At 43.7% G+C, this 12,119-nt stretch carries 9 protein-coding genes and 1 riboswitch; of the genes, 8 read left to right on the plus strand and 1 reads right to left on the minus strand.

The features are described 5' to 3' along the window. The first annotated feature begins 14 nt into the window (after positions 1-14). The 7 genes from KHM83_RS16515 (at position 15) to KHM83_RS16545 (ending at position 9,733) form a co-directional block, all read left to right on the plus strand. Entirely contained in the window at positions 15-1,763 is a 1,749-nt protein-coding gene (locus KHM83_RS16515) for an ABC transporter ATP-binding protein (protein WP_213238154.1), read from the plus strand. After that, positions 1,764-3,932: an ABC transporter ATP-binding protein gene (locus KHM83_RS16520; RefSeq protein WP_213238155.1), complete on the plus strand. Its 2,169-nt coding sequence runs from the start codon at positions 1,764-1,766 to the stop codon at positions 3,930-3,932. 300 nt (positions 3,933-4,232) lie between these two features. After that, positions 4,233-5,564, plus strand: coding sequence for an efflux RND transporter periplasmic adaptor subunit (locus KHM83_RS16525; RefSeq protein WP_213238156.1), 1,332 nt, complete (start codon positions 4,233-4,235; stop codon positions 5,562-5,564). Positions 5,565-5,583: 19 nt separating this feature from the next. Beyond that, on the plus strand, positions 5,584-6,324 hold the full coding sequence (locus KHM83_RS16530) for an ABC transporter ATP-binding protein (protein ID WP_246543163.1): 741 nt from the start codon (positions 5,584-5,586) through the stop codon (positions 6,322-6,324). A 42-nt stretch (positions 6,325-6,366) separates the two neighbouring features. Then, entirely contained in the window at positions 6,367-7,572 is a 1,206-nt protein-coding gene (locus tag KHM83_RS16535) for an ABC transporter permease (protein WP_213238157.1), read from the plus strand. 32 nt (positions 7,573-7,604) lie between these two features. Beyond that, positions 7,605-9,041, plus strand: a complete 1,437-nt coding sequence (locus KHM83_RS19985) for a sensor histidine kinase (RefSeq protein WP_213238158.1) — start codon at positions 7,605-7,607, stop codon at positions 9,039-9,041. Next, positions 9,038-9,733 carry a response regulator transcription factor gene (locus KHM83_RS16545; RefSeq protein ID WP_343213168.1) on the plus strand — a complete coding sequence of 232 codons (696 nt, stop codon included), beginning with the start codon at positions 9,038-9,040 and terminating at the stop codon, positions 9,731-9,733. The genes KHM83_RS19985 and KHM83_RS16545 overlap by 4 nt, the downstream gene beginning before the upstream one ends. A gap of 192 nt (positions 9,734-9,925) precedes the next feature. On the opposite strand, the gene thiT is transcribed toward KHM83_RS16545, so the two are convergent. Continuing rightward, a complete protein-coding gene (gene thiT / locus KHM83_RS16550) occupies positions 9,926-10,471 on the minus strand; it encodes an energy-coupled thiamine transporter ThiT (protein WP_213238160.1) in 546 nt (181 codons plus the stop codon). 87 nt (positions 10,472-10,558) lie between these two features. Then, positions 10,559-10,656, minus strand: a riboswitch (TPP riboswitch). A 441-nt stretch (positions 10,657-11,097) separates the two neighbouring features. On the opposite strand from thiT, the gene KHM83_RS16555 reads away from it, so the two are divergent. After that, positions 11,098-12,015 carry a hypothetical protein gene (locus tag KHM83_RS16555; protein ID WP_213238161.1) on the plus strand — a complete coding sequence of 306 codons (918 nt, stop codon included), beginning with the start codon at positions 11,098-11,100 and terminating at the stop codon, positions 12,013-12,015. Positions 12,016-12,119 lie beyond the last annotated feature (104 nt).

The following is a 12,119-nucleotide window of genomic DNA, read 5'->3' on the forward strand; positions in this document are numbered from 1 at the left end:
AATTAGGAGCTTCTATGCAAATTTTGACACATCTAAAACCTTTTCTGAAAAAGCATATGAAATATTATGCCTTTGGCATTTTCCTGCTCATTGCCGTTGACGTCCTGCAAATGCTGCCGCCTATCATCATCGGCAATTTTACAGACATGCTGACGGCCAGAACATTGAAGACACCGGATACCATTCGCACTATTTTTTATATCATCATTGTTGCCATTGGCGTCGCACTTGGACGTTTTGGCTGGCGTATGACCATTATTAAATCATCAAAGACATTGGAATACTGGCTGAGAAATCGCGTGTTCGCACACCTTGAGACTTTGCCGCTCTCTTATTACAATACCCACAAAACAGGTGATCTCATGGCACACGCCACCAATGACATCAATGCTGTCCGCATGTCATTCGGCCCCGGTATTATCATGTTCATCGATGCATTTTTCATGAGTACCTTAACCATTTGCCTAATGATGATCAAAGTTAATTTAAAACTGACACTGGTGGCACTCGCGCCATTACCGCTCGTGGCATTTTTTATCATTACGTTCGGTAAGCTCATTCGTCAAAGGTTCAAACGCGTTCAGGAAGCCTTTTCAGATTTAAGCGATAATGTACAGGAAACATTTTCAGGCATGCGTGTTATTAAATCCTTCGTCCGCGAACAATCAACGCAAGCACATTTTAACCTTATTAATGAAGAAAACTTTGCCGTCAACATGAAACTCGCAAAGATTTCAGGTCTGATGCATCCGCTTCTTGGGTTTATCACCATGCTCAGTACACTGATCGCACTGGTGTACGGCGGCTACCTCGTCATCTATGATACCATTACCGTTGGTGCCTTCGTCACTTTCTTTATGTATGTAGGGATGCTCTCTTGGCCGATGATGGCCATTGGTTTCGTCTATAATACCATGCAGCGCGGACAGGTTTCCCTGCAGCGTATCAATGCGATTCTCGACGAGCCAAGCGCTTTTGACGATGATCGTAATGATTTAGACTTTAGCGGCACCCCTGCTATTCAGTTTAAAAATCTTACCTTTCAATACCCGGGGCAAATCATTCCGGCGCTCAAAGACATCACTTTCGATCTCGAAGCTGGTAAAACACTTGCCATTGTCGGCAAGACAGGCAGCGGCAAGACGACGCTGATGAATTTGCTGCTCAGACTTTACGAAGTTGATCCCGGACACCTTTTTATCGGCGGTGACGACATTACAGATATTGAGCCGAAGTCTCTTCGCCATGCCATTGGCTATGTGCCGCAGGACAACTTCCTTTTTTCCAAGGAAATTGTCTACAATATTTGTTTTGGACTCGACACACCTGATCTCGACACTTCCGTGGAGGCCGCCAAACGCGCTCAAATTCACGATGAGATAATAAGCTTTAAAGATTCGTATCAATCAGAACTCGGCGAGCGCGGCGTCAACATGTCCGGCGGTCAAAAGCAGCGTACATCCATTGCACGCGCTCTCGCTAAGCAGCCAAAGATTTTATGCCTTGACGATGCACTGTCAGCCGTCGATACCAAAACGGAGGAAGCTTTTTTGAAAGAGTTGGCGAAGCTGCGCGAGAAAACCACGACGCTCATTGTCTCGCATCGCGTCTCCACCGTGAAAGACGCCGACCAAATTCTCTACCTCGAACAGGGTGAAATCTTGGAACGCGGCACTCACCAATCGCTGCTCAGCCAAAAAGGCGCCTACTACGAACTCTATCAAAAGCAATTATTAGAAGAAAAAATCACGAAGGAGTCGTAAATGTCAAAATCCATTCATGAAGAACAAGCCATACAATCTCATTTTGACCTTGCACTGATGCGACGCCTCTTTGGATATGCAAAAGCACAGACGGGTATTTTATTGTTTAGTGTCGCCCTAATGACATTGGTGACACTGGTCGATCTCTCCGTGCCTTATTTTACGAAAACGGCTGTCGATAATTATATTTCGCCAACTCATTATACATTTATCCCAACACAAGTTGACGCTGTTTCAGCATTGAGCACAGATGCGAGTACAACACCGAGCAGCGAAAACAATGTTGCCGCAACAGGCGATGCAGCAAATAATGCCGCGAGTCCTTCGGTGGGGAATACAGCCAATCCCAAGGCTACACCGGCAAATGATCCTGACACACTGATGCAGGCAGTGGTCAACGGTGAATACCGTTTGGAAAAGCCCCTGGAAATAACGGGAAATGCAGGGGAAATTGATGTCGATTACGATCGTGAAACCGGTGTCTATACATTGCTAATCGAAGCGGATCGTACCAAGGACATCTCATTCACAGCGACAGATCCTTTCGATTTGAAACTAAAGGATCTTCGCGTCAGTACATTAAGACATCTCGTCTTTGTACTCGTTGGCTTTCTACTCATCAGCCTCGTCAGCGGTTTTCTGCATACTTATCTTTTGAACTATGCCAGTCAGAAAATCGTCTTTGCACTGCGTAAAAAACTCTTTTCCCACATTGAAGCGCAAAGCCTTAACTTTTTTGATAAGAATCCCGTTGGAAGATTGGTTACACGCGTCTCCAACGACATGAACAACATCAACGAAATGTTTACCGACGTCCTCGTTACGTCACTGAAAGATTTCTTTCTCCTCGCGGGTACAGTCATCGTCATGCTTAGCATCAACGCCAAGCTAGCGCTCTACTGTTTTACCACCGTACCTTTTGTCCTAATTGCTGCACGTATTTTCAGGGACAAGGCACGTGCCGTGCAGCGCGAAGTCAAAGTAAAACTCGCCGCCATTAACGCAACACTGGCAGAGAATATCAACGGCATGAAAATCATTCAGATTTTTAATAAAGAGCAGGGAATCTACGAAGCTTTTGATCAAATCAATGCGAATTACTTAAGCAGCAGTATTAAGGAAACAAAAATCTACGCGACGTTTAGACCCCTGATGAATCTCGCTTATTCAGTCTCACTGGGGATGCTCATCTGGTTCGGCAGCGGTGATGCGCTCAGTGGCATCGTGGAACTCGGCGTTCTCATTGCCTTTATTTCCTATACACAGCAATTTTTCCGTCCCATTATGGATCTCACTGAAAAATTTAATATTTTTCAGTCTTCCATGGCATCTGCCGAAAGAATTTTTCTCATCCTTGACACTGAAAACGTCATTCCAAACCCGACTGTTCCAGAAATAGTACCTGACACTGTTTTCAGAGGCCGTATCGAATTTAAGCATGTTTGGTTCAGTTATGAGACAGACCCTCAGTCTCTTGAAGACTATGTGTTGAAAGATGTCTCCTTTACCATTGACCCCGGCAGTTCCGTCGCTTTTGTCGGCGCCACCGGTTCCGGGAAGACGACCATCATCAATTTGATTAACCGTTTCTACGACATTCAAAAAGGTGAAATTCTCGTCGATGACATTCCCATTGGCAGTTGGGATAAATCTGCATTGCGTGAAAAAATCGGGATGGTCCTTCAAGACGTCTTCCTCTTTTCAGGTGATATTCGCGAAAACATTCGACTCAATCATCCTGAAATCACAGATGAACAGATAATAAAAGTATCCAAATACGTCAACGCGCACCCCTTTATCTGTTCATTGCCGAATGGTTATGATGAAGTGGTTGTGGAACGCGGCGCTACGCTTTCATCCGGTCAGCGTCAGCTGCTCTCCTTTGCAAGGGCACTGGTTTATGATCCAAAAGTGCTGATCCTCGATGAAGCCACCAGTAATATTGATACGGAAACTGAACTGCTCATTCAGGATGCCATTTCAAAGATGATCCAAAATCGCACCACGCTCATTGTTGCTCACAGACTTTCCACCATCCAGCACGTCGATCAAATCGTCGTCATGCATAAAGGCGAAATCAAAGAGCGCGGCAAACATCAAGACTTATTGGCGCTCGGCGGTTTTTACTACGACCTTTATAAGCTGCAATATCAAGAAAACGTTTCGTGATGCAGTCTGTGCTTAAACGCGTTCCTTGTAAAGCTAACAGACCTTGTAAAGCTAACAGATGAAAGACAATTAGTTGAAAGACAAATGCCTATAAAGCAGATCATTAAAACCCTATTGAATCCACAGCATTATGATGTACCCCCAATACGTTAGCATTTCGGTCTAACTTATTGGGAGCAGTTCACATCATTTTGGAATCAATAGGGTTTTAATCTTTTTTTATAAAAAATTAAGAATCGATTTAAAGCCCGTTTAGATTTGACCTCTAAGCTAAAAATATCATACTCAGCGGAGGTTCTCATGAAATATAAAAAACTGATTGGCATACTGCTCATCGTCATCATCGTCGGTGCAGCAGGCATTACTTACTTTAGGCGTCAAACGCCTGATACGACTACGAACAACACCAATACACAGGTATCTTTTGAAATTCGCGAAATGCCGCTTTCAGAAACGTATACCACAACGGGCACGGTCACGGCTAAGAACGATCAAACGATCACCGTAGGGTTCAGCTCTAAAGTGCTTGAAATCTATGCCGAAGCGGGAGAAACAGTCAAAGCCGGTGATCCGATCATGCTTCTCGACGACACCGATCTTAACTATGAAATCGCAAATGCACAATACGAAATCGCAACCCTTGAAGGCACTATAAAAAGCAGCGAAGCGACTGGTGCCACTTCACTTGAAAACGCATTGAACGAGGCACAAACCAGCCTAGACGACGCACAAAAGTCATATGATGACGCCAAGCTGCTCTATGATGCAGGGTCCATCTCACAAAGCGATTTCGACAGTTACACCACCTCACTACAGAGCGCTAAAAATAAAGTCACTGAAGCCAAAAACAGCTTAGACAGCTATTACGCGAAAAATGAAATTGCACTTTCAAAATCGAAACTGGCACTCCTGAAGCTCAATCTTGAAAATCTGGAGTCCGATCTAGACAATATTCTGATTGTCGCACCGTTTGACGGTACAATTGCCAATCTCTATTATAATGTTGGCGAAAACGTAACAGAGAATTCGAATCTCGTCCAAGTGACAGATCTTACCAACTTACAGATCGAGTCAAGTATCAGCGAATACGATGTCTATCAATTTAAAAAGGGCATGTCTGCAGAGATCTCGACACTTTCCAATAAAAACCTCGGCCTAACAGCAACTATATCAAACATTGGAATTATTGGCGACGTTTCCGGCACAGAGGTATCAATCCCTGTAACACTCACAATGGATGACGGACAGGATGTCTCAAGTCTATATCCTAACTTCACAGCCACCGTTGATATTCTGGTTTCCGAATCGCCAAGCGCACTGGTCGTTCCCTTTGAAGCTGTGTCGGAAGATGCAAGTGACCAACGATATGTTCTTAAGCAATCCGGCGACAGTCTTATCCCAGTCACTGTTACCACCGGTATCACCAATGAAATCTATGTAGAAATCATTTCTGATGAATTGACTGCCGGTGACACGATCGTCTATTCAACGTCAAGTGATACCACAGCAGACACTGCACGGGGCGGCCTTCTCGGCATCGGCATGGGCGGTGGCGGAGGTGGTGGCGGTACACACCCTTCTGATATGGGAGGCGGCGGTACACCTCCAAGCGGCGGTGGCGCACCTAACTAGACATTAAGGAAGTGATTACATGACTAAAAAAGCCATTATCGAGATGACAGATCTCAAAAAAGTTTACGGTGCCGCCACGCTGTCTGTCACAGCCTTGGACGGCATCAACCTCAAAATCTATGAAAACGAATACGTCTCCATTACAGGACCATCGGGTTCCGGCAAATCGACTTTAATGAATATTCTCGGTTGTCTTGACAGAGCTACCAGTGGCAGTTATCAACTTGATGGCATCCCCGTTGAAGAACACAAGTCCAACGAACTTGCAGAAATTAGAAATAAAAAAATAGGGTTTGTCTTTCAAAGTTTCAATCTAATTCCCAGAATCAGTGCACTTCGAAACGTGGAACTGCCGCTGATCTATTCCAACATTCCTGCAAGCGACCGCAAACGCCTCAGCGAAGAAGCACTATCCTTGGTTGGACTTGGCGAACGAATGGATCATAAGCCCAGCGAGCTCTCCGGAGGACAGAAACAACGCGTTGCCATTGCGCGGGCACTCGTCACAAACCCTGCCGTCATCCTTGCCGACGAACCAACGGGAAACCTTGACTCCCATTCGACAGAAGATATTCTTCAGCTATTCAGAGCTTTGCATCATCAAGGCAAGACCATTATCATCGTTACCCACGAGCAGGAAGTCGCAGACCAAACCGATCGAAATGTCGTCATAAAAGATGGTCAAATTGTATCTGACATGCCGGTCGTTCACGGTGCACACCTTGATATCAAACGCACTTTCAATGGACCAGTACGATAACCTTCATAATGAAGTCAATAATCTCAAGTCGGAGGTGTCGCAATGAGTTTTCTCGAATCCCTAAAAATCGCCGTCTCATCCATTTTGAGCAATAAGTTTAGATCTTTCTTGACGATGCTGGGCCTTATTATCGGAATTTCTTCCGTCGTTACCATTTTTGCCATTGGCAACGGCTCACAGAGCTCCATCGAAGACCAGCTCAATTCACTGGGAACAAATGTCGTCACCCTTCAGCGAAGCCGCAGTGCTACACTTACCTCATCGGAACAACTGACACTTGAAGACATCGATTCTATCAAGCTTCGGTTTAAAGACGACCTCGTTGGCGTCGTCCCATCAATATCCGTCAGCGGCACGTTGATGGAGGACGTTGATGACACCAGCATCACAATTAGCGCAGCAGTCGAGAATATCACCACGATCGAAAGCCTTGATCTGGTCGCCGGTCGAGAATTCTATACACAGGATGTCGATAACCTCAAAAACAACATCATTATCAGCAGTGATTTAGCCGAATCAATATACGGCAGTGCCGCAAATGCTGTCGGCAATAAAATCTTTATTACCTCCCAGAACAATACACTGGCCTATTCCGTTATCGGTGTCTATCAATCTGAGGAAACCAACACTGGATTTAGTGCAGAGACAGGCTATGTTCCCTACACGACCATCCAGAAAAATTTCAATATCCGCACCAGTCTTTCCAGCATCAAAATTGCACTGAAAACGGATGTTGACGTTTCAGCCTTCGGTGATGAAGTCGTCAATTACATCAGCGCTAAAAAGGATAATTTAGGTGAGGATAAGTACACCACCTACAGTATGGAAGAACAAATCGAAATGATTTCTTCTGTACTCGGTTCCATTACACTGCTCATAAGTTCCATAGCCGCTATTTCTCTAGTCGTCGGCGGGATTGGCGTCATGAACATCATGCTCGTTTCCGTGACAGAACGCACCCGTGAAATCGGCATTCGAAAGGCGCTCGGCGCCAAATACAGCAACATCTTAATGCAGTTCCTAATCGAATCCGTTGTCGTTTCAGGTTTAGGTGGTATAATAGGTACTATATTGGGCTTTATCTTCTCAGGCATTGCGGGTAATATCATGGATGTTGCAGCATCTGTCGATATCTTTGCCGTCCTGTTTGCAACACTGTTCTCTTCTGCGATCGGCATCATCTTTGGTGTCTATCCGGCGAGCAAGGCTGCCAAACTCGATCCAATAGAGGCACTTCGGTACGAGTAAAGACACACAAGTAACATGAATGTGAGGAAGAGATGAAATCAATATCGCTGCATAAACTTTCATTGAAAAAAAGGGCACTTATCACTTTTTTAACTACCAGCATCGTCTTTATCGTGCTCATCGGCATTGCATCTCGGCTTTATATCACTACCATTATGAAAAGTTATACCAATGAGCGCGAATCCAACAATGCCTTTATCGGTTTTGAATTTGCAAAAATCATTCGCTTTTATGCTGAAACAGATCCTGAAAAACTGATCACGTCGGATCTGCTTCAGCTTTATTCTAATTTAGAAGATGAAACGCCGCTCGCCGTCTTAAAAGATGACACCGTCATCTTTGGCGAAAGTTTTTATAAGACGTACATTGGCAACACGACAGACTCAGAGAGCAATAATATTCAGATTCTTAAATATTCACTGGAAGACGCGGACAACACTGTAATCACCATCGTTCAGCTCTTGCCTTCCGATCAGCCTGAACGACCGAATCCGGTTCCCTTTAAACGCGTTGATCAGTTCGCGACGTTATCGTTTGTCGCCTACCTTGTCCTATTGATCTTTATGTTCATGCTGTTTTTAAACCGTATCCTAAAACCACTCGAAGATGTCAAACAAGCGGCCATTGAAATTAAAAACGGCAACCTTGATTATCAGATCACTTATACGCACCATGATGAAATCGGTGAAGTCTACGAAGCCATAGAAGAAATGCGCAACGAATTAAAAGACGCCGCTATCATGAGAGAACAATATGAAAAAAACAGAAACGAACTGCTTTCCAATATCACACATGATCTTAAAACGCCTCTAACTTCTATAAAGGGTTATATAGAGGGAATCGTCGATGGCGTTGCCGGTACACCGGAAAAAATACAACGTTATGCCATGACAATTCACAAACATACCGTGGATATGGATGTACTCCTCAACGATCTCTTTCTCATGTCAAAACTGGACATCGACCAAATTGATTTTAAATATGAAACTTTTAAGGTAGATGATTTTTTGTCAGACTGTTATGAAGACTTTTATTTCGACCTTTCATCAAAAGGCATACAATTTACTTACGAAAACCTTTGTACGACTCCACTGTACATTGACGGCGATCGTCAAAATTTAAAGCGCGTCATGATTAATATTATTCAAAACAGTCTCAATCATTTGGACAAGGGTGAGAAGCGTATCGCTTTGGTGCTTGATACGACGCCGAGCATGCAGCAGGTCGTCATTACACTGACCGACAACGGCAAAGGCATCCCGGAAGATCAGCTCAACTATATCTTCGATCGCTTTTATCGCATTGATAATGCCAGAAGCTCTGATTCAGGCGGAAGCGGCATAGGTCTTTCCATTGTGAAAAAAATTATTGATAAGCACGATGGCCACATTACAGCCACTAGCGCCCTTGGCAAATGGACAAAGATGACCATTGTACTGCCCGCCGCAAAAGAGGAGGTATCACCGTGAAGCGCATCCTAATCATCGAAGATGAACTCGATATTGCAGAACTGGAAAAGGATTATCTTGAAATAAACGGCTATACCGTCGATATCATTCAAAACGGTGCAGAAGGTTTTAAACGCGCATTGAGCAATCAATACCATCTCATCATTCTCGATATTATGCTGCCTGAAATGGACGGTTATAAAATCTGTCGCGAAATCAGAGGAATCGTCGATATCCCCATCATCATCGTTTCCGCAAAGAAAGATGAAATCGATAAAATCAGAGGACTTGGCATCGGTGCAGATGATTATATCACCAAACCCTTTTCACCGCAGGAACTCGTCGCACGGATCAAATCGCACTTATCCCGTTATGAACGGCTTAAAAACAATTCCAGCATCAGCGTGAAAGAACTGCATTTCAACACCCTCCGCATCGAACCCGAAACGCGACGCGTCTATTTAGCCGAGCGGGAAATTATACTGACCACAAAGGAATTTGACCTGTTGCTTTTTTTGGCATCAAACCCCGATATCGTCTTTAACAAAGATGCGCTCTTCGAAAAGATCTGGGGGCTAGACAGCCTAGGCGACGTCGCGACTGTAACCGTTCACATTCGAAAGCTCAGAGAAAAAATAGAACAGGATCCATCTGATCCCAAATATATTGAAACCATCTGGGGCGCAGGCTACCGTTTTAAAAAGAGCCTTTAACCGTTCCGCAATGACACACGTGTCGTTTTGTCAAACCCATTATGTCTTACCACCTTTATAAGCTTTTCAGGTTTATTCTGAACGTGACAATTATCCGCAAAAAAATCGCCCTTTTTATTGGGCGATTTTTCATTCAAAAGTAAAACGACTTTTCAATTGTATCCGTCAATGATTGACGTTGGCTTGCATTTTCTAAATGCCGGAACGCTTCAACGGGCCGTAAATAAAAGCAAAGATAACAGCCGTTAGCACAAACTCTGGGATGAGATAAGAGGCATTGTAGACAATTGAATAAATCAGCGGCGACTGTCCTTCCGGCGCATAGGCTCCGAAGACGACGACGCCTGAAATCACATGTCCGGCAAATCGGAAGAAGATGCCAATAAACATCCCGACAAGACACTTGCCCAGCGGATCCTTCATGCGCGCGATATAACCCGCCAGTCCAAGCGCTGCAAAAGCGACGATATAGTCGCCTAAAATAGAGATGATGTGAAAGGACCACTTTGGTCCCAAAATAAATTGAATAATACCATAAACTGCCCCGACAAAAAGTCCTTTCGAACCGCCCCATCGATAGGCAAAAATAATAATCGGCAACATACTGCCCGCTGTAATTGAACCGCCATTCGGCATTTCCCATACCTTAACTAAACTAAGGACATAGGCCAGTGCAATCATCATCGCACCTTCTACCAGCATTTTTAAATGACTCTGACTTGCATTTGACTTTTCCATTGCTTTCCTCCATTTTTTTCAGAACATAGAAGACAAGCCCGGGAAGTGCGCAAATAAAAAAACCGCGTGCATCGCAACACCGGTTCTCTTTGGATTTGCCACGCTTTCCTCCGCTAGCTTTAACTAGTTCAGGTTCAAAGGGTTACGTTAAACGTTCTCAGCCATCGGCACCCCTAGGTGATCTATGAAACTAAAATCATTATACCACAGCTTGACAAAAACTCAAGTCGTGTGCTACAATTTCTATTATTATACGAATGATTGTCAATTTATCATTGTCTATTGTTCACGTTTTTATTAACAATTGTAAAATTTATACCTGCCCACTAGTCCTAACCCATTAGGATTTTATCATTTTTTGGTTCCATTATACCTATGATCGCATACTTTTGTTCCAACGAGACAGAACTTTCATATACATTGTCTTTGTGTGTCTATGCATACATCCGACGCGTTCGAAAGCACACCAGTACTTTCTACATGAAGAAATTGCATTATTTAAATTTTAATGCTTTCACCACCATTTGTTTTTGCCCGTAAGGCAAAACCAATATGCCGTGATGAAAATTCACTAAAAGGACATTATGCAATTTCCTTACATAGCAAAAGAGAATGGGGGAATTCAAATGAAAGAAAAAACGTTATTCCAAAAGAAAGGTGATGCGGCAACAAAAAAAGAGAACGCCGCGGCGCAAATGACAAATGGCGATTCAGTGAAAATGTCAAAGATCAAAGCCAAAAAAGAAAAATCATCAAAATTCAAAAGAAAAAAAAGTGACAAAAAACCGTTAAATGCCAAAGACGGTAAAAGAGTATCATTAAAAGAACGTCTCTTCAAAATGACGCTCTTCAAAAAAAATATGGTCGGCTATCTTGTCAATCTATTGATTTTATTAGCGATGTCCGCGTATATCTTCACGGGGATTTCACAACTGACCGCGCTGTCGCTATCAATGGGCACAGAATACTCGCCGCGCGTCGTTGCCATTATGCGCATTAAACAGCTGACAACACAGATCCATCTTGACATCGAAGAAATCATGGCTGATAAGGCTGAATCCGATACCATGGACGCCATCAAAGATTACTATAAGGAGATTGAATTTTACTTGGACGCCCTCAAAGACGGCGGTTCAAAATACGATGTCACATTAGTCGGCCTTGAAGATGATGCAGAACTTGCTGAACTTCGCACATCGCTGGAATCTTACTATGCCTTTAAAAACGTTCTGACACAGCGTTATCAAAATAAATTCCAAAATAATGCAGCTGATTCTAAAGAAATCGAAACGGCGTTTGATGATTCTTTTAATACCGTTCTTACCAGTTTTACCAACTTGGAAGCAATGATGTACACCGATATGGATGTCATCCGTGCTGAAACGGATGCTTACGCGTTCAGATTTAAGATGACCACACTTGTCGTTTTTCTCGCAACGATTATTCTGTCATTTCTCATTGGGATTTTCGTCACGCGCAATATGACAAGGCCTGTCAAACAAATTAACGACCTGCTCATTGCTATCGCTGTTTCTGATTTCTAGTTCTGTCATTGCCTAGCTCATAACTCTTGCCGTAGCTAGCTCGCTTATCTTGCCTCAAAAAATGCGTGTAGTGGCTGCAGTGTTACTGCAGCCCAATAATCATG

This window comes from Fusibacter paucivorans (genome assembly GCF_018390735.1).
Lineage (GTDB): Bacteria > Bacillota > Clostridia > Peptostreptococcales > Acidaminobacteraceae > Fusibacter > Fusibacter paucivorans.